The organism is Chloracidobacterium sp., assembly GCA_016720705.1.
Lineage (GTDB): Bacteria > Acidobacteriota > Blastocatellia > Pyrinomonadales > Pyrinomonadaceae > OLB17.
This window is the reverse complement of sequence record JADKKB010000005.1, coordinates 677229-700367: the sequence shown is the minus strand read 5'-3', so window position 1 is coordinate 700367 and position 23139 is coordinate 677229. Positions and strand designations below refer to the sequence as shown.

Below are 23139 nucleotides of genomic sequence, written 5' to 3'. Positions count from 1 at the left end.
CGTCGGACTGTACCGGGATGCCCATCAAACTTCGGCACTCAATTCCGTCGCCCATCACAGCAATACTAAGATTCACTTTTAGACAAGTTGGAAACTTCGTGGCGGACCAAACTGCATATCTTGATGGAATGACAATCCCCGCCATAACGAGAACCGCCGGGATGCGTATATCATGGGATGTTCCCAATGGCGAAAATCAACACTGCCGATAGAGAGGCCGCCCAAAACCTAGAAAGGCACGTACGGGAGAAACTCCAGTACGTGCCTTTCACTTAAAATCGATCGCTCTATCTTAGGACTTTGCCTTTTTGACTTCTTCAATCATAACGGGAACTGCCTCAAAGAGGTCGCCGACGATGCCGTAATCCGCAATATCGAAGATCGGTGCTTCGGCATCCTTGTTTATAGCTACGATCGTGCCGGCGTTTTTCATGCCGACGATATGCTGGATCGCTCCTGAGATGCCGAGAGCTATATACAGCTTTGGAGCAACCGTCTGGCCCGACGAACCGATCTGACGGTCGATCGGAAGCCAGTCACTGTCGCAGATCGGCCGCGAAGCAGCGAGGTCGGCCCCTAGAACGTCCGCAAGTTGCTGAGCTACCGCAATATTCTCTTGCGACTTGATACCGCGCCCGACGGCCACGATCACTTCTGATTTTGTCAAATCGACCGAAGCCTTGGCTTCCTGGAACGGAGCTTCGGGAGTCATCCGAACTTCGCCGATGGCAACATCCATCGTAACTACGGATGCACTTCCCTTCGCCGCGTTATCACCACGAAATGCCCCGGATTGAAAAGTTACAAAATAAGGTGCATCGCCGCCGATCGTAACGTCAGCGTCTAGCTTGCCCAGAAATATGCGGCGCGTAAGAACGAGTTTGCCGCCCTCGGCCCGATAGCGTATGCAGTCACCGACTACTTCGCGGCCCATACGGGCTGCAACCTTCGGAGCAAAATCACGCACTTGGTAGGTGTGCGACATAACGACATACTGCGGGTTTTCGGCCTTTATCACCTGCTCCCACGCATCGGCGTAACCGTCGGGAGTGTATGTCGCAAGCTTTTCATTCTTTGCAACAATGACCTTCGCGATATCATAAACGGCGATCTCTTGTGCAATCGAACAATCCTTATCGCAGGGCAATACGGCGGAGACGGTCAGACCGAGATCCTTGGCAATGCTCTGTGCCGCAGCGATCGCCTCAAGCGAGGTTTTGTTAAGGACGCAATCTTTATGTTCGATGAATACTAGAATGTTGCTCATTTAGTAGTAATTTCTCCAGAAGCTTCTACAAAAAAGTATTGCAGAGAAAGGCCTTTTTGACAAAGCCTCACTCTGCAATTTCACCGGCTAAATGCCGTCATTGGATCAATGGACGTTGTAGTTGGCCACCGGATAATCAGGCGCCGTCAAAATGCCTGACGTGCTTCCCCATTTTGTACCCGAGAGGGCTGAGTTCGACGGTGCCAAATAGAAAACACCGTTATCAGCAACCGCAGTTCGCCAGACAGCGAAATCGGTCTTGTTATCACCGTCGTAGTCGCCCGGCGTAATATAGTCGGTCGTTGGATTACCAAAACCACCCAGTGATGCCGAGGTTGCAAGGGTTCCGTTACCGCTCCGTAACAGGTACCAGTCAAAGACCGATCCATTTGCACGTACCGCACAGATATCCGTCTTGTTATCTCCGTCATAGTCGCCTGCGACAAATTTATCCGTGAACAAGCCGAATTGAACGGTCACAAAGCCCTCGGTCGAACGCATGTGATAGTGGCGTGCACTGCCGGCCTCGTTACGATGTACGGCGAAATCAGCCTTGCCGTCGCCATCATAGTCACCCGGTGCCGGTTTGTCGCCGCCGATGCCCCAAGGTACATAAGTGACAGGTCCGTTGGCAGCCGAACGATAGTAGAAGAAACTTTGGCCTGCTCCGCCATCACGATAGACCGCTAGATCCGCCTTACCGTCACCATCATAATCGTCAACAACACTTGGGTCGTCACCGGTTTGGCCAAATGCCTCAGCACGCAGCGTGCTTGTTGCACTCTGCAGTATGTAGAACGAAGCCACTGTTGCCGCCCCCGGACGCCATACCGCAATGTCGGTCTTGCCATCGCCGTCGAAATCCTCAGGCACCGCACGGTCGCCGCCGGCAAAACCGACGCCGGTTCCCCACGCAGCACCGCTGACGGCGGCTGTGCTGTCCAGGATCTGCCAGGTAGTCTGCCCTGCTACACTCGCTGATCGTGCAATACCAAAGTCAGTCTTATTATCACCGTTGAAATCGACCGTTCGTGAGCGACGTGGTCCGATAGTACCCGCCACCGTGCCATTGACCTTAAACGGAAAATCTATGCCATAATCGGCGATTGCAGCGGGGTTGCCGCCTTCGATTATCCCGGCAAATGCCGCTGCACCAATTTTCTGAATGCCGTTGTAAAGAACCGAGCCGCGACTGCCAACGGTCGTTACACCCGGCGCAAAGTTGCCGCTAGCTCCCGCATCGATCTGGAATTCAACCCAATAATACCCTGCCGGCAGAACCGCGGCCGGGGCGACATTTGCGGTGGTTTCCCAAATGATCCTCGTAGTTCCCGGGACGGTGCCGGGAGCCGGCACTGTCGAGTTAAAGACCCTAAACAAGTTTGAGTTTACCGACGTTCCGAGACGGTTAGTCGTGGTGTCACCAAACACGATCGTACTTCCGGGAGCCTCCGGAACACCATTCCAAATCCGCATATTGACAGCGGTCACCGGACTGGTCACGCCCGCAAAACCGGTTTGATAAACGTACAGGGTGATCGAATTGACCGTCCAGGTCTCTCCCCGTGGGACAATAAAATCGTCCGCACATCGATTGTCGGTGGTCACTCCGATCACCTGACATCCAACGCCGGAATTAGTATTGCTTCCGACTGTATCGCCGGTATTACTCTGAACCTCAGCCCACTGCGTCCCGGCTGGTGCCGCCACGCCGGATCTGGACGTTGCTCCGGTTGCCAGTCCGCCATTGCTGTAAATAACCTGTGCCGATGAAACTGCGGCAAAGGCAGCGATTGCCGCTGCGACGCCAAAGAATCTTGCAAATCGTGAATTCCTAACCATAGTCGGTCTCCTTTGTGGATGTGGGTCGGCCGCCGTTATTTTGTTCGAACAGGCACCGATCCGTCGATAAAGCCCTTTGGCAGTTGAGATAAAGTGAATATTAATTTCGTTTAGGATATCCTACCGTGCCCGTAAACGCAAAAAAGCCCGAACAACGTTCGGACTTTCTTTCGATCAAATTTTTGAAAGACTCAAATAACTCGAACCTCGTTCTTGAGTTTCTCGACGAGTTCGACGGCACCAGCCTTAGCGTCGCCGTTCCCGAGCATTTGTGTCTGCTTAGATTTAAGTGGCAGATAGACCTTCTCGATCTTTGCCGCAGACGCAAAAGCATCCAACGTCGGTGTCACCTCGCGAATTTCCTTCTTTTTCGCGGCCATAATGCCTTTTAGTGAAGCATATCGGATCTGTGAGATTCCTGATTGAATCGTAAGTAGCGACGGCAGTTTGTACGTAAACCACTGATACCAACCACTCTCAAGCTCACGTTTGACTCGGATCGATTCACCTATGCTTGCTTTCTCCACCTCGATCACGATCGTTGCGTGCGGTATTCCTAGCAGCTCAGCGAGTATAACGCCGGTTTGGCCATAACTTGCATCGTCGGACTGCAGGCCGGTGAATACCAGATCCGCATTTTCTTCACGTATCGCGTCAGCGATCGCCCTGGCGATCTGATACGAGGACAATGATTTGCTGTCATCGACGACGACGTGGATCGCACGATCTGCTCCGCGAGCTAGGGCGTCCTTGATCACGGTTTTGGCCGACTGAGGTCCGAGTGAACATACAACTACCTCACCGCCGCCTTTGGCCTCAACGGTCCGTAGAGCTTCCTCAAGGGCATATCCGTCAGACTCGTTGGTCTGCTGCGAGATATCAGCCTCATTGATCCATTTTTCGTCAGCCGCGATGCGAAGAACTGCATCCTTATTGGCGACCTGCTTCATTAGTACGATAATCTTCATACTTTAATCCTACTACTCCGCGTATCGTTTGAAAATCAAGCAAGCATTAGTTCCGCCAAATCCGAAATTATTTGACAAAACGTAATCGACTCGACCATCACGGGGAGCGTTTGGAACGTAGTCGAGATCGCAATCGGGATCGGGAAATTCGTAATTTATCGTCGGAGGAATTTTGTCTTCTTGCAGGACTTTCACTGAAAAAACGGCTTCGAGACCGCCGGCGGCACCCAGTGCGTGGCCCGTCATAGATTTGGTCGAGCTGACGGGGATATTGTACGCATTTTCGCCAAAGACCTTTTTGATCGCGAGCGTTTCAAATTTGTCGTTATAAGGTGTCGAGGTGCCGTGGGCATTGATGTACCCGATCTGCTCCGGAGCAAGTCCTGCATCCTTGAGTGCACGCTGCATAACACGGATCGCTCCCGAACCGCTCTCGTCAGGCATCGTCACGTGAAACGCATCGCCGCTCATACCGTATCCGACGATCTCAGCCAAAATATTGGCACCGCGGGCCTTAGCGAACTCTAGTTCCTCAAGGATCAAGATGCCCGCACCTTCACCTATAACAAATCCGTCCCTTTCGCGGTCAAATGGACGTGACGCGTGTTTCGGGTCATCATTTCGCGTAGAAAGAGCCCTCATCGAGGCAAATCCTGCGACGGACATAGGTGTAATTGCGCTTTCAGCACCGCCGCAGATCATCGCGTCGGCATCGCCGCGTTCGATGATCCGAAAGCTGTCGCCGATCGCGTGTGCTCCTGCCGAACAGGCCGTTGCAGTGGCCGAATTCGGCCCCTTTGCCCCGTGACGGATCGAAACATTGCCGGAAGCAAGATTGACGATCGCCGAAACGATAAAGAATGGCGAAACGCGATCCGGACCCGACTTGAGCAACTTTTCGTGCTCACGCTCGATCGCCCAGAAATCCCCAATGCCCGAACTGATGTAAGTTCCGACCATTTCGGCATTGCTCTCGTCAATGACAAGTCCGCTATGCTTGACTGCCTCATCGGACGCGGCCAATGCAAAATGCGTAAACGCACCCATTCGCCGTGCTTCCTTTTTATCCAAAAAGCTTAGCGGGTCAAAGTTCTTTACTTCGCACGCAAATTTGGCCGAATACGCTTCGGCATCAAACTTTTTGATATAGTCAGCACCGCTCTGGCAGTTCATCAACGCCTGCCAGGTGGTCGGCACGTCGTTACCGCACGCCGTTACCACCCCGAGTCCTGTAACTACGACACGTCGTTTCATAATGTATGTATATTGAAAAACGAGAATCGTGAACCATTGGCCCGCTCAACGAACGGTCAGCGATTCACGACCCAAGAAAACTAAGCAGCTTTATGCTGTTCGACATACGCATATGCGTCGCGAACTGCCTGGATCTTCTCGGCGTCTTCGTCGGGGATCTCGATGTCGAATTCCTCTTCGAAACGCATAACGAGTTCCACCAGATCCAGCGAATCAGCACCGAGATCCTCGATGAACCGAGCATTTTCTGTAACTTCTGCTTCGTCCACACCAAGTTCGTCGACGATGATCTGTTTAATCTTATCCTGTACTTCTGACATAATTTCTCCTTTGTTTATAGAGTATCCAATGTATTGCTCAAACTAGACTTATCTTCAATGTTTGCGTAAGAAACCTCTCGGTTTATCTGCCGCACCAAACCACACAAAACTTTTCCCGGGCCGATCTCAACAAATTTCCCGACACCAATCGTCGTGAGATCCTCGATAGATTGCAGCCAACGCACCGGTGACGAGACTTGCTCAGTGAGCTTTTGGCAAACCAAAGACTCATCAGCGTTCGATGCCGCGTCAACATTGTGAACTATCGGCATCGCAAAGTTGCCGTATTCGAGCTGTTTCAGGTCCGAATTCAATCTTTCCTGTGCCGGCATCATCAGTGCACAGTGAAACGGTGCGGACACGTTCAGCCTGATCGCCCGCTTCGCACCCATTTCTTTTAATATCTCACAAGCCCTATCAACTGCTGCCGAGTCCCCGGCGATCACGATCTGGGACGGCGAATTTATGTTCGCGGGGCTACAGATTTGCCCTTGGGCCGCCACGACACATCCCGCCTCGACGTCTGCAACGCTCAAGCCCAGTATGGCTGCCATTGCCCCGACACCGACCGGCACCGCTTCCTGCATATACGTTCCGCGTTTACGCACGGTTCGCACTGCGTCGGCAAAATCGAGAACTCCCGCCGCCACTAGAGCTGAGTACTCCCCCAAACTATGGCCGGCGACAAAATCAGGCTCCGCTAGTCCCTCGGCGAGCGATGCGTAGTATGCAGCAACCGACATTGTTAAGATCGCCGGTTGCGTGTTCGCCGTCAATTGCAAGTCGGCCTCGTCACCCGAAAAACAAAGTTCGGAGAGCGAAAAGCCCAATGCCTCGTCCGCCGCCTCAAACACCTCGCGAGCAGCAGCAAAATTTTCAAATAGTTCTCTCCCCATCCCGACAGCCTGGCTGCCTTGTCCGGGGAAAATATATGCGATCTTGGTCATCCTCGATTTGCTACTGCCCACAAATACCTTCAAGTAAATATGGGCGGGGCGTCAGAGCCCTAAAATCTTATTACCGTTCCGCCCCAGGTAACGCCGCCGCCAAATGCCGTAAGTAGAACCAGGCTTCCCTCTTTGATCAGGCCGGATTGAATACACTCGTCCAGAGCGATCGGGATCGACGCAGACGATGTGTTGCCCATTTCAGCGATATTTGAATAGACCTTTTCTTCCGGAATGTTTAACCGCGAAGCTACTGCATCGGTAATGCGCTGATTTGCCTGATGCGGTATGACGACATCAACATCGTCCACCGTGTACCCTGCCTTTTCGACCATTTCCGCCGAGATGTCAGCCATCGAACGCACCGCTATCTTAAACAGTTCATTGCCCTTCATCTTAAAGAAGTGCTGGCGGTCGTCGATAGTTTGATGCGATGTCCCCAATTTGGTGCCGCCACCCGGAGCGTAAAGTTGCTCCGCGTATCGCCCGTCGGAGCGGATCTTAGTTGCAAGAATACCTTTGCCCGCAGCTACCGGGCCGACGACTGCGGCTCCCGCACCGTCGCCGAAGATAACACAAGTCCCGCGGTCCGTGTAGTCAACGTACTTAGTCAAAACCTCGGCACCGATCACCAGAGCATACCGTATCTGGCCCGTCCGGATCATCGACTCGACCATCGTCAATCCGTATATAAATCCGGAACAAGCAGCAAAAACGTCCATTGCGGCCGCATTTGTAGCTCCGATCTCAGCCTGGATCAATGCACCCGTCGAGGGCATTATCTGGTCCGGGGTGGTGGTCGCGCAGATGATAATATCAATATCGCTGGGCTCAAGCCCAGCGCGCTCCAAAGCCTGCAATGCGGCACGAGTGCCGAATTGCGAGGTATATTCGTTGTCCGCCGCCTTATGACGCTGTTTGATACCAGTCCGCGTGGTTATCCATTCATCGTTGGTCTCGACCATCTTTTCCAGGTCGGCATTTGTCAAAATACCTTCCGGATAAGCGTGCCCCATCCCGATGATTCCCGCATTATGTCCTGTCATTAGGTTTGAATTAGAACTCAAAATTTAAGAAATTTCAAAAGTCTATTCAGAGTCTTTGACGTCAATGATCTTTCGGCCCTTGTACATACCTGTCTTGGCATCGATGCGATGCGGCACCTTGGCCTCTCCCGTATCCTTGTCAAGATAGAACTGCGGGGTTTTCAGGGCATCGTGAGCACGGCGGGTACGCGTACGAGCGTGCGAATGTCTTCGTTTTGGATTTGGCATTTTTACCTCAAATTAATTTGCCGCAGCCGGTACTTTTAATAGTGCCTTTTGCGGCTATATCAGATCTTTGAGAGCGGCCCAACGCGGGTCGACCTCATTCTCCTCACATCTACAATCTATCAAATTTCGGTTGCCCCCGCATTTCGGGCACAACCCCATACAATCTTCTTCGCAAACCGGATGGTCCGGCAAATCGAGCAATATCTGCTCTCTCAGAGCTTCAACGACGTCAATCTTGCCGTCTGCGGCAACTGACTCGTCAAGATCCGCCGCCGCCAGTGCAGCCTCGGCCTCGCTCGGAATGTTATCCGGACCGACATACACCGAATCGAAGAATATCTCGATCGGACGTTTGATCGGTTCGAGACATCGCGTACAGTCAACGCTCGCTTCTGCAAGAATAGTTCCGCGAAGATGAGTCTTGCCATCGATCCTGACGGCCTCGCCGCGAAATCGCACGTTTTCGACCAACTCCGTACCTGTTAAATCCAGTCCGATCTCGGCGGCCGTGATCGATTCATCGATGGCCTTAGCCCGGGCCCCGATGTTTTCAAGTTCGATGTTCATCACCTTTCGTGCAAATATCCGTTTTTGCTCTTGGTTAAGGCAAAACAAGTATTATAGCTTCTCGGAGAACTGTGTCAAACAAATAAAGCCGCAATCGCTACTCATTTCGAATCCGACCCGACCGCGTCGTCGAGGTGTTTGAAACCACGCTGGCTCAAAATCGCTGCCAAACCTCGTTTGATCGAGTTCGCAAATCCCGGCCCCGCGTACACAAACCCCGTATAGGCCTGGACAAGACTTGCACCTGCGGCGATCTTATCGAATGCATCTTGCGCATCAAATATTCCGCCAACACCAATTATCGGCAATTTGCCGCCCGTATATCGATAGACGGTTCTGATTACATCCGTCGAACGCTCCCGTAGTGGTCGTCCGCTTAGTCCGCCAGCGCCGATCTCGTTGACATTTGCAGAATGGAGTCCATCGCGGCTTACGGTCGTATTTGTAGCAATTAGCCCCTCAAGCTGGTGTCGGATCGCAATGTCCGCGATCGCCTCGATCTCGCCCACCGTAAGGTCGGGAGCGATCTTCACTAACAGCGGCCGTTGCCCAAGTTCTCGGTTCCGCTTCTGAAGGCTAGACAGAAGTTCTTCAAGATTTTCGGCCTTTTGAAGTTCACGCAGGTTTGGCGTATTCGGTGACGAGACGTTGACGGCGACATAATCCGCGTAAGGGTGAATAAGTTCAAGACATTTAATATAGTTCTCCGTTGCTGCCTCCACGGGAACATCTTTGTTCTTACCGATATTTACGCCGACCACACGGGTTCTCTTTAACGCCCTAAGCCGCTCACTTACGGCGGCCGCACCGTCATTGTTAAACCCAAGTCGATTGATCAGAGCCTTGTCGGCCGGCAAACGAAAGAGACGCGGTTTCGGATTTCCGGGCTGCGGTTCCAATGTTACCGTACCGACCTCAACAAATCCGAAGCCGAGCTTCGCAAGCGGTTCCACGACAACGCAATTCTTGTCAAAACCCGCCGCGAGGCCGATTGGACTATCAAATTTCAAGCCAAATCGTTCGATCGGTCCAAAGTCGAACGGTTCGCACTTGCCTGACACAAATGCACCGGCACCTGCCTTAAGTGCCGCGATACCGAGCTCGTGGGCCGTTTCCGCTCCTAGGCTAAACATCACCGGCCTGATCATTTTTTCCCAAACTTTCGATAACATCAATGACGACAATTTTAGTCGAATCACTCCGTATTCGAAACTTCCCGAAGTCATCTTTGAACTTTACCTTTTCCTTTGTTACGATTTCTCTGCAAATGGGTGACGAAATACATCTTTTAGAAAAATCACGAATTATGAATTCGGCGGATATGGAACGAGTCCTTTCGAGGCTCGCATCTGAGATCGTCGAATCAAATCAAGGTACAGAAGATCTTTACATTGTCGGAATTCGGCGTCGCGGGGTTCCGCTTGCTGAAAGACTTGTCGACAAGATCGAGGCGGTCGAGGGCAAACGCCCTCTGTACGGCATCATCGACATCACTCTATATCGAGACGACCTCTCGACAGTCGGAGCGAATCCTATCGTTAATCGCACAGAACTCGAATTCGACATTGAGGGCAAAAATATTGTTTTGGTCGATGACGTCTTATATACGGGACGCACGATCCGTGCCGCCCTCGACCAACTGATGGATTTCGGCCGCCCTCGAAAAGTGCAACTGGCGGTTCTGATCGACCGCGGTCGCGAACATCGCGAATTGCCGATCCAGGCCGACTTTAATGGTAAGCTTGTGCCGACCAAACAAACCGAGATAATCAAGGTAATGTTAAAGGAATACGACGACATCGAGGCCGTTGGAATTTTTGAGAGACCGTGATCGAAGAACTAATTATAAGAAAAACCCCCCCCCCCCGGCCCCCCCCCCCAACCTCCCCACGCCGCCCCCCCAAGGCCCCCGGAAGCCTCTCAGGGCGCCGGGGGCAGCAACGGGGGCGGGGGCCCCCCGATAAAAAAATTTTAATAAAAAAAAATTTAGAAGAGTCAAACGGGGGGAATCCCTGTGGGCCCGCGTTGGGGTTGGCCGCCCCGCCGGGCTAACAAGGGGGGAAAAGAAAGGGGAAAACACCCCCAAACACCCGGGCGGGCCCCCGTAAATATGGAAAATACAAACAAATAAAACGAAAAAAGGAAAAAAAACAAAACAACCAACCCCACGACACAAAGAATTAAATATTAAATAAAATTTAATAATGAAGGAGAAAGGAAAAAAGCGGCAACAGGCGCCCCGGCCCCTCCCTCCCCCCCCCCCCCGGAACCCCCCCAAAAAGACAAAAACCCCAAAATTAAAAATTGGAGCTCCCCCCCCCGCCCCCGAGAAGGGGGGGGAAAAGGGGCAAACCAACCCCCCGGGGGGCCCCCCCCCCCCACCACCACCCCACCGGGGAAGGGCCGCCCCCCCCCGCACCGCCCGGGCCCGGCCCTCTACTTTCAATTACACAAAGCAGGGGGGAGAGCAAGGTTAACGCCTTGCTTTTTTTATAATATTTTTTAATGGATAAACCGTTCCAACGACGAGACTTACTTGGAATCCGCGACCTGACCCCCGCGGAGATAACGGGCATCTTGGACACGGCGGAAAACTTTAGTGAGATATCGACCCGCGAGGTCAAAAAGGTTCCGGCACTTCGCGGCAAGACGGTCATCAATCTCTTTTTCGGCTGACTCGCTTCGTTAACATCAGCGTTTCGTCATCAAGCGTGAGCAAGGGCGAAACGCTGCTCGACACGGCAATGAATCTCGACGCGATGGCTCCGGACTGCATAGTCGTTCGGCACGGATCAGCCGGTGTTCCGCATCAACTCGCCAAGGTCAGCCGCGCCGCGATCGTGAACGCCGGTGACGGCTCAAACGAACATCCAACACAGGCACTACTAGATGCGATGACAATCCGGGAGCACAAAAAACAGATCGCCGGCCTCGAGGTCGCGATAATCGGTGACATTCTCCACAGCCGCGTCGCTCGCTCAAATATTCACCTGCTCACAAAAATGGGAGCAAAGGTCCGCGTCGCGGGTCCGGGAACGCTCGTTCCGAGTGATTTTCAACATCTAGTCAAAGATAATTTACAGGTTTGTCCGCACGTAGAAGACGCCATCACCGGAGCCGATGTGGTAATGATCCTCCGCATTCAGAGCGAACGCCAGGACGCCGCGTATTTTCCTTCGCTACGCGAATACTCGATCCACTACGGACTGACGAACGAACGCCTCGAACTTGCCAAAAAGGACGCGATCGTACTGCATCCGGGCCCGATGAATCGAGGCATCGAGATCGCTTCCGATGTTGCCGACAGTTCGCGTTCACTTATTTTGGATCAGGTAAAATACGGCGTCGCGGTACGTATGGCCGTTTTATACCTAGCGACCGGAGGTAGCCCGAGTCGATAATCCGCCCGAGGAAATGGGTTTAATTTGAGAATGAAATTACTGATCGCAAACGGCCATCTGATCGATCCGGCCGCACAAGAAAATACGGGGATGAACGTCCTGATCGAGGACGGCAAGGTCACGGCTTGGATCAAACCAAACGACGATCAGCCTACCGACTGCGAGATATTTGACGCCTCGGGGTTGCTTGTCGCTCCGGGATTTATAGATATCCACGTCCATTTGCGTGAACCCGGGCAGGAACATAAGGAAACGATCGCAAGCGGTTGTGCAGCAGCGGTCGCAGGTGGCTGGACAAGCGTTTGTCCGATGCCGAATACCAATCCGGTCAATGATAATGCGGCGATTACGCGGTACATGATCGAGCAAGCGGAACGTGCCGGCCTTGCTAACGTATTCCCCATCGGAGCCATCACCAAATCATCCGACGGCTCGGAACTCGCCGAAATGGGCGAGATGAAAGACGCGGGTGCAGTTGCAGTTTCGGACGATGGTCGGCCGGTGCCAAATGCCGGGATAATGCGGCGAGCTATGCAGTATGCAAAGGATTTCGACCTGCCCGTGATCGACCATTGCGAAGACAAATCGCTTTCATCGGGAGGCGTTATGCACGAGGGCCGCATTTCGCTCCTGCTCGGCTTAAAAGGGATGCCCGCACTCGCCGAAGACATTGATGTCATCCGCGACATCATACTTGCAAAGGACACCGGTGCACACGTTCATATCGCCCACGTATCGACGAAAGGAGCTGTCGAGGCCGTTCGCCGTGCGAAAGCGGAGGGCATCAACGTAACGTGCGAGGTCACACCTCATCATTTTACGCTCACGGACAAGGCTGTCGAGGGGTACGACACCAACACCAAGATGGCTCCTCCACTGCGTTCGGAAGATCATCTCGAAGCAGTTCTTCGAGGTATAAGCGATGGGACGATCGACGCCATCGCCACCGACCACGCCCCACATCACGCTGATGAGAAGGCTCTTGAGTACGATAGAGCTCCCTTTGGCGTTACGGGCCTTGAAACGGGGCTTGGACTGGCGTTCACTGAGCTTGTCCACAAAGGCCTGATCGATCTCGTGCGGTTGGTCGAGTTATGTTCCACAAATCCCGCTCGTCTCTTCAAACTAATCGGACGCGGGACCCTCGCCCCGGGTTCGTTCGCAGATATTACGGTGATCGACCCCGATCTTCATTGGAAATATGCAAATGCCAGTTCGCACTCCAAGTCGAAGAATTCTCCATTTGACGGACGGCAGTTCACAGGTGCCGCCGTCGCAACGATCGTCGGCGGGAAGATTGTCTATCGCCGCTGATTGTGGCAGAATGCCCTGTAAAAACTGGGAGAAACTTATGAAAATATCTATTTTTGCGTCTATTTGTGTGTTCGTGTTTAGCGGTCTTGCCGTCGGTCAGAACAGGAGTGTTTATACCAGCACCAAGACCGGCGCTTGCAGGACTATTAAGCAATCATCCGAAGGTGCAGGACACTATATCGGCGAGTGTCCCGGAACCGCCGGCTACAAGGTTCAGGTACTTGAAGACGACCTCCGGCAGTCGATAAACATCATCACTCCGTCTAAGAAGAAGTTCGAACTTGATTTTTGGGGATTTTATTCAGGTTTCTCAACTGTTGGGGAAAAGATCGAGTGGCGAGTCAAGGGTAGCGTACCGGTCGCATTGATCTCACGTTTTAACGTCGCCGATGCAGAAGACAGCACGAAAAATACCTCATATCTTATAGTTTCAAAGATCTCAAAGACGATGTCTTGTGTAACCGATATTGTTGAACCTGGGGCCGGGCAGAACGAAACCGCCCGTGCTCTCGCCGACGCCGCTCTCCGCAAACCGTGTAAATCTATGTAGCATTCGAGTTCCTTAAGTAGGCGTTGCCCGACAATTGCTAATTCTGTGTGGCAGATCGTTCACTGCGGGCGCCGCGACGGCCGTTTGAGCTCAGGCCCGAGATTATGCAGACTTCTTGCGTATTATGCGTCTTTTTCCGCATTTTATGAATGAATCAGCACTTTAGTCATTATTCAAACTTGCTCAAGGAGGTATACGGCGCTATATTTGGGGTGGATAGTTAAGGCTCCCCGCCGATGCTGTCCAAAAACGGGAACGGACGTCCTTTGCGGTGTGGGAGACGCAATTGATGAATGTTCCTAAATTGGAAAGGGCGTCGTTCGAGGAGTGGGAGACTCGTCCGATGCCCTTTCCGCTTTGGAGATCAAGGGACTGCGAGTCGAAACCCGCAGCCCGATTCGGTACTGCATAACGTGTCGTGTGGGACGCTACGGCAGCAATACCGAATGGGAGATCAATCGTCAGGGGCCAGGCGGCGGATCGATCACGACCGGATCACAATTTCCGTCACGCCCCATCATTTTCTCATCGAGCGGTGCTCCTTTCGCGAATTTGCTGTGAAGTTTACCGGCGATAAACTTTCGGGTTCCCGGCGGAAATCCACTCTTGTCCGTCACCCAATCATAATAATTCAGAAAATCGTTGCGGTTGCCCGGCAAATGGCAATCGTTGTCAAACAACAGGTGAATATCGCCAGCTTTGCTTGCGGCCCACGACATCACCTCACGGCCATTTTCGTCCCTTTCGTGAATAGCGACCCTTCCTCCATCATTGAGGCTGAACGTAAGTCTTGCTAGTTTCGCGACCGCGTGTCCGTGAGCGGCCGGGACGCCGCCCGGGTACTCTGCGATCCAATAATCCGGGGCCGGAGATTCGCCGCCGAGGACTCCGATCGGGATCTCAAGATGTACATACTGTCGGCCGTTAGCCGGGGTTGGCATTTCGTTGAGATTGGATTTGCCCATTGCATCCGACCCGTGAAGATCGGAATCGTTAAGATTTAGAATTGTGTCGTAACCTCGGCCGTGACTGCGGGTCATAGTCGCGGCTCCGGTCGGTTTGAAGTATAGTTTTGTTGGCCGATTCGCGTCGGCAAGTTCGATGTCCGGCTTTGTTGGGCCGTTGTTGTAGACCTTCACCATGTGGTCCTTATCGGTTATGAATACAATGTTCCAGACTCTGTTCTTTTCATAAATGATTGCGTCCCCGCCGATGTCTATCGTTACTGCGATCGTCATTAGAATTATCTCCTTGGTTTGAGGGATTGTGGGTTGAACGCATTCGAAGCGACGGAGAAAGTTTGGTCATTACCAAACAATTTGTTTTTCGCTTTCGAACCAATACTTGTTCATCCAACCAATATATGCCGTTTTTTAGATTTTCATTACATATTTCTCAGATTTTTTTTTGTTTGCTGACGAGATAGCAGTATTCGAGATATTTGTGACAACTTGTCTATGCTCAGATGGCATCAATAGCCACATAGCTTCGCGGGTGCTGCAGTTTACCATTCGCGATCGTAGATATTGCCTCCCCAAACGGTAAAATATGACGATCAGACTTCGCTGGTTTGCAGTACTTTTTTTTCTTTTACTAATTGGTAATTCGATCGAGAGTTACGCTCAATCCGATATGCGTGCAGACGCCAGTTCGGGTGCTGGATGGCAGTGGCCTGCAAGTAGCGATGGAATAACCTATATTCCCGTGTGTTGGGAAAATCCGATCGGCTGGGAAACCGAGTCGGGATGGGTCAAAGCAGCGGTGATCGACACGTGGCAACGCTCCGCCAAGGTAAATTTTTACAATTGGACACCCTGTACCCGAACGAGCAAAGGGATCCGTATTCTGATCACAGACACGCGTTCAAACTCCGGCGTCGGACGCAATATGGACGGACGAAAGAGCGGAATGGAGCTCAACTTTTCCTTCAAAAACTTCTCGCCCGTCTGTCAGGCTTCGAATAAGCGGCAGTCATGCATTACTTCGATCGCGGTTCACGAGTTTGGGCACGCACTCGGTTTGATGCACGAGCAGGATCGAACTGATTCAAGTTGTAAGTCCGAAGCCGCTAAAAGCGGCGGTTGGCTACTTACGGCATATGACCCATATTCGGTGATGAACTATTGCAACCCGCGTTGGAATAATGACGGTCAACTCAGCACTCTAGACGTAAAAGGTATCCAGATCCTTTATGGGGCGAGGGCCGAGGCTCCGCTTGGGCGATTTTATGTGACGGACGTACTCAATACGGCGGGCGGTCAGAAGTGGGAGCGTATCGTGATGGAATTTGGAGCGGGCGGCACACGCCGGGAGTTTGTTCTCGACGGTTCCAAAAAAACACAATCTAATTACTGGACTTTCAAATTGCCCGGACGCTATTGCTACAAGATATGGTCGAACACGCTCTATACTGACGGCTTATATCGGGACGGTTATGGTGAGGGATGTTACACGCTGCAGGCCGGAAAGTCGTACTCGCTATCGCTCGCCTTCACGAAAAGCACGGCCAAGCGATCGTTCGACATCATTCTTCAGGCGGCAAACTGATCACTAGCGGCAAATCCGACGGGACATTCAAAATCTAATTGTCGCCCACCGCTCGGATGGCGAAAGGACAGCCGCCAAGCGTGTAGCAAAAGGCGGTCACTCTCACTACCGCCACGTTCGGTATCACCGATGATCGGATGCCCGATCGAGGAACAATGAATACGAAGTTGGTTAGTACGGCCCGTGACCGGTTCGAGTTCGACCAGAGTTCGGGTGGCAGTTCGTGCTTTTACCCAAAAGCGAGTTTCAGCCGCCTTTCCATCCGCTTTTATGTTCCATAGCTTGAGGTCGGCAAATCGACCGATCGGTGCGGAAATACATCCGTGATCGTCGGTCATAATTCCGTCAACCATAGCCATATACCGCTTATCAATAATCTTTCGCTTGAAATGCTCTGCCAATATCCGATGAGCCCTCGATGTTTTGGCAACGACCATTAGTCCCGACGTCTGCTTGTCGAGTCTATGGACCAAACCTGCCCTAATGTGCTTTGCCCCAGTTACGCCGATTTCCGAATTCAAATAATAACTAAGCGCATTTAGCAACGTGCCGTTTTTATCGCGGTGCGTCGGATGCACGAGCATTCCGGCAGGTTTGTTGACCACGATGATATCATCATCTTCGTAGTGCACATCGACCGGCACGTTTTCCGGCCGCATCGCCGTTTCTCTTGATTCGTCGATGAAAATCTCGATAAGGTCATTCGGCTTGAGTTTGTAACCGATATTTTCTGATCGGCCGTTTACTTCACACAATTCATTCTTGACGATGTCGCGCAGATACATTTTGCTCAAACAATTAAATCGGTCAAACAGAAAATCATCGAGCCTCACCTTATAGTGCTCGTCGCCCGCCTGAATCTCGATTCGTGTGTTCACGTTTCGATGATATCGCATTGTGAATTAGATTTTGACGTTTTGAACTAATATCCTACAATTTTGTCGGAAATGAAATTTGACCGACTCGAATTTATTGCCCGTGCGGCAACTGCTCTAACTGATGCCGAAGGGTTGCGGGCCGGTTCGGCATCGGTCGTGGATAATCTACTAAGGTTATTCGGGGGGAAATTCGCGTTTCTGGCGAGGCTTCGCCGCGATGGCGACATCGCCGACATCATTGCTTCCAGCGGACTGGGTGTGGCCGATTATCGCAGGCTTGAGTCACGCATTTCCAAAAGCAGTCTTTGGAAAATGCTGCACCTCGCTGCACCTTTCGCGATCGATTCACTTGGCGAGGACACAGTCCTCAATTTTCTATCGTTCGGTACCGGAGCAGTATCGCTGGTTGCGGTTCCCGTGATTTTTCGCGGTAAGAGTGTTGGCCTACTAGCGGTCGGATTTCCGGATCGCCGCGACATGTCAGAAAGCGAGACCATCAAACTTCTGATACCGGTTGCTACAGTGCTTGCACAGGCAATGCGAGTCGAGCGGGTCGTCGCCGAAGAGAGCCGAAAGATCACCGATGAAAATACTCAACTCAAGCAGGAATTAAGACTGAAATATGATTTTCGCCATCTGGTCGGAACATCAAGTGTTATCCGCCACATCCGAGATCAAGCTGATCAAGTCGCACGTTCGAACGCTGCGGTCCTGATCCGCGGTGAAGGCGGTACCGGCAAGGAGTTGATCGCCAGTGCCATACATTTTAATAGTTTTCGCTCCAAAAGGCCTTTTATTAGGATCAATTGCTCGGCTCGCAGCGAGAGCCAGGTCGAACGCGAACTCTTTGGCGAGGACGGCCACAAAAAGGGTGCTTTCGAACAAGCAGACGGCGGCACGCTCGTACTAGATGAGATCGGCGACCTATCGCTAAATACTCAGGCCAGATTGCTTAGGGCCGTGCGCGACCGAGAGATCGACGTCCCTGGTGCGGCGGATTCGATCCGCGTAAACGTCCGCCTGATCACCTCATCGTGCAAGGATATCGAAGACCTTATCGCAAATGGCAGATTTCGTGACGATCTGTTTTACAGCCTCAATATGTTTACGATCTTTCTGCCGCCGCTTCGTGAACGAAAATCGGATATCCTACTACTTGCCGAGTACTTTTTAGAAAAATATGAAAGCGTGTATCACAAACGTATAAGGCGTATTTCGACGCCCGCAATAGATATGCTGACGGCATACCATTTTCCCGGCAACGTCCGAGAACTGGAAAACGTGATCGAGCGGGCCGTGATAGTTTGCGACTCAAACGTGATACACGGCCACCATTTGCCTCCGACCCTGCAGACCGCTGAAAATAGCGGCACCGAGACGAATGTATCGCTCACAACCGCGGTCGAGGCGTTTGAGTGCGACCTGATCAAGGACACGCTCAAGTCAACACGCGGAAATGTAGCCAAGGCTGCGAAAATGCTTGATTCGACCGAACGTATCATTGGCTACAAGATCCGTAAATACAATATCGACCCGCATCGTTTCCGAAAATGAATATCGACCGCCATCTTATAACGGACCTGCCCGACCCGGCGTCTGCCGAGCGTTTTATATCGCAGCTGGCAGAAAAACACGCGGCGGTGGCGATAAAACTTGCTAAAAACGAAGCTTTATTGTCCGACGTCCTGACGCTTGCCGCATTTAGCCCGTTGCTCGCAACCACGCTACTACAACACCCCGACTATATCTGGTGGCTGGGCCGAAAACGCCGCGATTCAGGCGTTCGCGGTAAGGACGAACTGCTCGAATCGCTCGCGCGATTTTCGATGACCCAGTCGCAACTCGACCCACAAGTACTTTTTGCTCGTTTTCGCCGCCGCGAACTCCTCAGGATATATTTACGCGATATCCGCCGACTTGCTACGATCGCGGAGATAACCGAAGAGATCTCGAATCTGGCGGATGCCATCCTCGAGTCGGCCCTAAAGCTGGCACGACGTGAGATGGACAACAGGTTTGGTTCCCCCCAGGAAACCGATACCAAAGGCCGTCAGCGTCCCGCACGCTTTTGCATCGCCGCACTCGGTAAACTCGGTTCGCGTGAACTCAACTACTCATCTGACATTGATCTTCTATTCATCTACTCGAACGACGGCTCGACCTCAGGCATCGGTAGTCGCGGAACAGTCAGCAACCGCGAATATTTCATCAAACTTGCTGAATTTACGACAAAGCTTGTTGGACAACAGACGGGCGAAGGAGCCGCGTACCGTGTTGATCTAAGACTTCGGCCGCACGGTTCACTTGGTGCACTGACAATGTCGGTGGCTGACATCGTTCGGTACCATCGAAATGATGCCCGGCCGTGGGAACGTCAAGTTTTGATCCGCTCGCGTGGGTGCGCCGGCGACACCGAGCTTTTCGGCGAGTTTTTCTCCGAGGTCGAGCCATTGGTCTTCGAATCAGGCGAAACCGTCGAAGACGCCTTGCGAAATGTGCGGTTGTCGAAGGAAAAGATCGATCGCCAGAATATCGGTAAATTTGGATTTGACGTAAAACTCGGACGGGGCGGAATCCGCGAGATCGAATTTTTGGCTCAGGCCTTACAGCTTGCCCACGGAGGTGATGACCGCTGGCTGCGGTCACCGCATACGCTTATCAGCCTCTCGCGCCTCGCAGACCGTGGTTACCTTAGTGACACCGAGCTTTCCGAGCTTTCAGCGGCTTACGAATTCTTGCGGCGTACGGAACACGTTCTGCAGATGGAAAACGGCATCCAGACCCACATTGTGGCTGACAGCGGCGAAAAGCGCGAATTGCTCGCACGCCGGGTCACATTTGCCGTCGGCGGAGATTTTGACGAGGCACTTGCCCGCCATTCGGCGAATGTCAGCCGCGTATTTTCGAAGATATTTGGTGAAATCAACCTCGACGTTGCACGTGATACTGTCATTTCAGATATACCAAATGCCGGCGACCGAATTCGGTCAGGTGTTTTAGCATCGATCGAAAAATCGGATTTTGATCTGCCGGCGACCAAACAGGAAATGTCCGTACTCGATCGGATCGCCACCGTGTCACCCCGTTTTGCGTCGATGATCGCCGCCAATCCGCAGCTTGCGGCGGCACTTCCCGATCCGAATGATACGTCAGCCGAGCCGGCATTTGAGTCGATAATGATGGCGGCGATAGATGGTGCGTCCGGCTTCGGACCGCGCTTGTCTGCTATGCGGCAAGCGTGGTCGCGACTATTGATAGGCATCGCGGTCAGAGATGTTTTTTCATCGATCACAGTCCGCGAGGCAAAGCATTTGCAGACAAAACTCGCCGAGGCCAGCATTGCCGCTGCTCTTCGTGTAGTTCGTGAGGAATTAAATTCGAAATACGCCCTTACCGGAGATAACTTGGATCTTGCGGTGCTTGCCCTCGGCAAACTGGGCGGTCGCGGCCTAGATTATGATTCTGACCTTGATCTGATCTTGATCTACGACGATCTCCCGGCAACGGGAGCTACAGTTACAAATTCCGAATTTTATAGCCGGGCCGCCGAACTCTTTGTCACCGCCGTTTCGTCGATGACGCGCGACGGCAATCTTTACCGCGTGGACCTACGACTTCGACCCTATGGTTCGAAAGGAATGAGTGCGATCTCGAGTGAGTCATTTCTTAACTATATGCGTGACACCGCCGCGGTCTGGGAAATGCTCGCGTTCGTCAAACTTCGCAGTGTCGGGGGCGATCTGACGCTTGGAGCCTTGGTCGAGACCGAGACACGCCGCATAATTCACACGAAAGCCGGACTGATCGATCCCGGCACTTTGCGAGATGAGACTGCTCGTGTACGCCACGCATTGCAAACTCAACGCTCACACAACCGTCGCAATTCCGAGATCGATATCAAATATGGCTCCGGCGGAATGTTGGACATCTATTTCGCGATGAGATACCTCCAACTGCGTGATAACGTGCCGGATGAGGGCACCGATCGGTCGACCGCGTATATGCTTAAACGCCTTGCGGATGGTGGATCGCTCACTGCAGACGACTATCGGGATATTTTGAGTGGTTACGAATTTCTGTCGGAACTCGATCACGCATTGCGTTTGACCGTCGGACGGACGACACAACTCTCGACCGCGAACCAAACGGTTTTAGCGACGATCGCGCAGAGAATGGATCTTGATTCGACATCGGAACTGCTCGGACAACTCACTCTGAATCGACTCGCCGTAAGGTCCGCTTTCGACAATATCGTGGGCCAACAAACTAGCGATTAATCCGTTGAATGATGATCGATGGTTGTGTATTATTTAGAAGAAATGTCTCGACGAGCCAGCAGTCCCGAAAGCATCCGGATCGAAAATATTATGAAAAAAACTCTAGTCTCCATATTGGTGATACTAACGGCCGTATTAGCTGCCAATGCTCAGAAAGCCGAAAACACAGATGTTGCCGATGCGTCCGCTGCGGCACTAAGGGTCTACCGCGTATTGCAAACTCAGGATTGGGCCGGGCTTTTCGAAGTAATAAGCTTTTCGCCGGCTGTCCAACGACAGATGCCGACTGATGCCAACGACTTTGCGGACCAATTTGAAAGCGGGCTGAACGCCAATGCTGAGGACGCTGCGACGACCAAGAAGATGTTCGATGGAATGTCGGAGATCCAGGTCGGAACAGCCATTGTCAACGGTAAAAAGGCCAAGGTGCCGACCTCGTGCCGGATCACGATCGATAACAAATCGCTGATATTCAATGGAACCGCCCATATGATCAAGGTCGGCAAAGCGTGGAGATGGGATATGACATCGTCTGACGATCCCGCCGTGGCAACTGAGACCGCTCTTTCAGCCCTGCTTGGTATCCCGATAACTTAGTTCCGTCCGATGTATCGATTTGTATTCTCCATCCTGATCGCGCTTTTAGCCGCGACCGCTACGGTCGGACAGGCGGGCCGTGTCAAGGGCTACTCTGAGAGCATTGCCCGCGGCGATCGAAGTTCGGAATCGCCCGACAAACCCAAGATTCCGAGCAAGTCTGAGAAGGACGACGGAGTTGTTCGGATCGAGACCGATCTGGTCACTATCCCGGTGCGTGTAAGCACGCGAAAAGGGCGTCCCGTGACGGATATTGGCCGTTCAGAATTCAAGATCTTTGAAAACGGCGAGGAGCAGGAGATCGCGTATTTCTCCAATTCGGATGAACCGTTCACGGTCGCTCTATTGCTCGATATGAGTTACTCGACCGTCTTCAAATTACCGGAAATACAAGCGGCGGCGGAGGCGTTCATCGCACAGTTACGTCCGAGCGACAAGGTGATGATCCTGTCATTTGATGAAAAGGTACGGATACTCTGTGAAGCGACCGACAACCGTAGGGCATTACGTTATGCGATCGAGGCCACAAAGGTGGGCTCGGGCACCAGTCTTTATTCGGCGATCGACACGACTCTCAATGATAAGTTGAGAAATATCACGGGCCGAAAGGCTATTGTGCTATTAACCGACGGGGTGGACACGACTAGCGTCACGGCAACCGCCAAGGGACTACTTCGCGATGTGGATGAGATGGATACGCTCATTTATCCCATCCGCTACGATACATTTGACGACGTTCGCAAGATCCGCCGTAAGGACGCTCAAATACTTTACGACGACAATGACCGTCCGTATGTAGTCGAATCGCCGCTCGTTAAGGGTGAAAAGGAAGAGGACTATACCGCTGCCCGTGCGTTTTTGAGCGAACTCGCGGAACGATCGGGTGGGCGTTTGCAACGAGTTGCTTCCACGACGAATCTTAACGAAGCGTTTGCACGGATCGCCGAAGAACTTCGCAAAATATATAGTTTGGGTTATTATCCTAACAGTGAACGTACGCCCGACAGCCGCTATTACATTAAAGTACGTGTTTACCGGCCGGATCTCGACATTCGTGCGAGGGATAATTATAGTTCCGGACGCCGCCGCGATCCCCGATAGCGGCCGGGAAAAGGTTTGATCAATATTTTATTCTT

The 23139-nt window shown here is 52.4% G+C and carries 20 protein-coding genes and 1 pseudogene; 9 read left to right on the top strand and 12 right to left on the bottom strand.

All coding sequences use genetic code 11. The features are described from left to right. Positions 1-292: 292 nt before the first annotated feature. The 10 genes from IPQ00_06450 to IPQ00_06405 form a co-directional block, all read right to left on the bottom strand. On the bottom strand, positions 293-1267 hold the full coding sequence (locus tag IPQ00_06450) for an electron transfer flavoprotein subunit alpha/FixB family protein (protein MBL0240203.1): 975 nt from the start codon (positions 1265-1267) through the stop codon (positions 293-295). Positions 1268-1372: 105 nt separating this feature from the next. Next, the gene (locus tag IPQ00_06445) at positions 1373-3109 is read right to left on the bottom strand and encodes a VCBS repeat-containing protein (GenBank protein MBL0240202.1); all 1737 of its coding nucleotides are present in this window, start codon (positions 3107-3109) and stop codon (positions 1373-1375) included. Positions 3110-3300: 191 nt separating this feature from the next. Beyond that, the gene (locus tag IPQ00_06440; GenBank protein MBL0240201.1) at positions 3301-4077 is read right to left on the bottom strand and encodes an electron transfer flavoprotein subunit beta/FixA family protein; all 777 of its coding nucleotides are present in this window, start codon (positions 4075-4077) and stop codon (positions 3301-3303) included. Between the two features lie 12 nt (positions 4078-4089). Continuing rightward, positions 4090-5331 (bottom strand): beta-ketoacyl-ACP synthase II, encoded by a 1242-nt coding sequence (gene fabF / locus IPQ00_06435; protein ID MBL0240200.1) that lies wholly within the window; start codon positions 5329-5331, stop codon positions 4090-4092. An 80-nt stretch (positions 5332-5411) separates the two neighbouring features. Further along, the gene (locus IPQ00_06430; protein MBL0240199.1) at positions 5412-5651 is read right to left on the bottom strand and encodes an acyl carrier protein; all 240 of its coding nucleotides are present in this window, start codon (positions 5649-5651) and stop codon (positions 5412-5414) included. 14 nt (positions 5652-5665) lie between these two features. Continuing rightward, the gene (fabD, locus tag IPQ00_06425; protein ID MBL0240198.1) at positions 5666-6598 is read right to left on the bottom strand and encodes an ACP S-malonyltransferase; all 933 of its coding nucleotides are present in this window, start codon (positions 6596-6598) and stop codon (positions 5666-5668) included. Positions 6599-6657: 59 nt separating this feature from the next. Then, entirely contained in the window at positions 6658-7644 is a 987-nt protein-coding gene (locus IPQ00_06420; protein ID MBL0240197.1) for a ketoacyl-ACP synthase III, read from the bottom strand. A gap of 42 nt (positions 7645-7686) precedes the next feature. Continuing rightward, positions 7687-7872: a 50S ribosomal protein L32 gene (gene rpmF, locus IPQ00_06415; protein ID MBL0240196.1), complete on the bottom strand. Its 186-nt coding sequence runs from the start codon at positions 7870-7872 to the stop codon at positions 7687-7689. 54 nt (positions 7873-7926) lie between these two features. Beyond that, complete coding sequence (locus IPQ00_06410; protein ID MBL0240195.1) at positions 7927-8439, bottom strand: DUF177 domain-containing protein; 513 nt, start codon at positions 8437-8439, stop codon at positions 7927-7929. Between the two features lie 101 nt (positions 8440-8540). After that, positions 8541-9611 (bottom strand): quinone-dependent dihydroorotate dehydrogenase, encoded by a 1071-nt coding sequence (locus IPQ00_06405; protein ID MBL0240194.1) that lies wholly within the window; start codon positions 9609-9611, stop codon positions 8541-8543. Between the two features lie 95 nt (positions 9612-9706). On the opposite strand from IPQ00_06405, the gene pyrR reads away from it, so the two are divergent. From pyrR to IPQ00_06385, 4 genes and pseudogenes are all read left to right on the top strand, one after another. Continuing rightward, on the top strand, positions 9707-10270 hold the full coding sequence (gene pyrR / locus IPQ00_06400; protein ID MBL0240193.1) for a bifunctional pyr operon transcriptional regulator/uracil phosphoribosyltransferase PyrR: 564 nt from the start codon (positions 9707-9709) through the stop codon (positions 10268-10270). Positions 10271-10944: 674 nt separating this feature from the next. Continuing rightward, a pseudogene (locus tag IPQ00_06395) lies at positions 10945-11840 on the top strand (aspartate carbamoyltransferase catalytic subunit). Positions 11841-11870: 30 nt separating this feature from the next. Then, the gene (locus IPQ00_06390) at positions 11871-13154 is read left to right on the top strand and encodes a dihydroorotase (GenBank protein MBL0240192.1); all 1284 of its coding nucleotides are present in this window, start codon (positions 11871-11873) and stop codon (positions 13152-13154) included. A 37-nt stretch (positions 13155-13191) separates the two neighbouring features. After that, positions 13192-13704 (top strand): hypothetical protein, encoded by a 513-nt coding sequence (locus IPQ00_06385; GenBank protein MBL0240191.1) that lies wholly within the window; start codon positions 13192-13194, stop codon positions 13702-13704. Between the two features lie 461 nt (positions 13705-14165). Here the strand turns inward: IPQ00_06385 and IPQ00_06380 are convergent, their stop codons facing one another. Continuing rightward, positions 14166-14942 carry a hypothetical protein gene (locus IPQ00_06380; GenBank protein ID MBL0240190.1) on the bottom strand — a complete coding sequence of 259 codons (777 nt, stop codon included), beginning with the start codon at positions 14940-14942 and terminating at the stop codon, positions 14166-14168. 310 nt (positions 14943-15252) lie between these two features. On the opposite strand from IPQ00_06380, the gene IPQ00_06375 reads away from it, so the two are divergent. Then, positions 15253-16251 carry a hypothetical protein gene (locus tag IPQ00_06375; protein MBL0240189.1) on the top strand — a complete coding sequence of 333 codons (999 nt, stop codon included), beginning with the start codon at positions 15253-15255 and terminating at the stop codon, positions 16249-16251. On the opposite strand, the gene IPQ00_06370 is transcribed toward IPQ00_06375, so the two are convergent. Then, entirely contained in the window at positions 16236-17129 is an 894-nt protein-coding gene (locus IPQ00_06370; protein MBL0240188.1) for an RluA family pseudouridine synthase, read from the bottom strand. The two genes, IPQ00_06375 and IPQ00_06370, sit on opposite strands and share 16 nt — an antisense overlap. A 69-nt stretch (positions 17130-17198) precedes the next feature. On the opposite strand from IPQ00_06370, the gene IPQ00_06365 reads away from it, so the two are divergent. The 4 genes from IPQ00_06365 to IPQ00_06350 all read left to right on the top strand — a co-directional run bounded on the left by IPQ00_06365 (position 17199) and on the right by IPQ00_06350 (position 23104). Beyond that, complete coding sequence (locus IPQ00_06365; GenBank protein MBL0240187.1) at positions 17199-18683, top strand: sigma-54-dependent Fis family transcriptional regulator; 1485 nt, start codon at positions 17199-17201, stop codon at positions 18681-18683. Next, a complete protein-coding gene (locus IPQ00_06360; protein ID MBL0240186.1) occupies positions 18680-21406 on the top strand; it encodes a hypothetical protein in 2727 nt (908 codons plus the stop codon). The genes IPQ00_06365 and IPQ00_06360 overlap by 4 nt, the downstream gene beginning before the upstream one ends. Before the next feature lie 90 nt (positions 21407-21496). After that, positions 21497-22003, top strand: a complete 507-nt coding sequence (locus IPQ00_06355) for a hypothetical protein (protein ID MBL0240185.1) — start codon at positions 21497-21499, stop codon at positions 22001-22003. A 9-nt stretch (positions 22004-22012) separates the two neighbouring features. After that, entirely contained in the window at positions 22013-23104 is a 1092-nt protein-coding gene (locus IPQ00_06350) for a VWA domain-containing protein (protein MBL0240184.1), read from the top strand. Positions 23105-23139 lie beyond the last annotated feature (35 nt).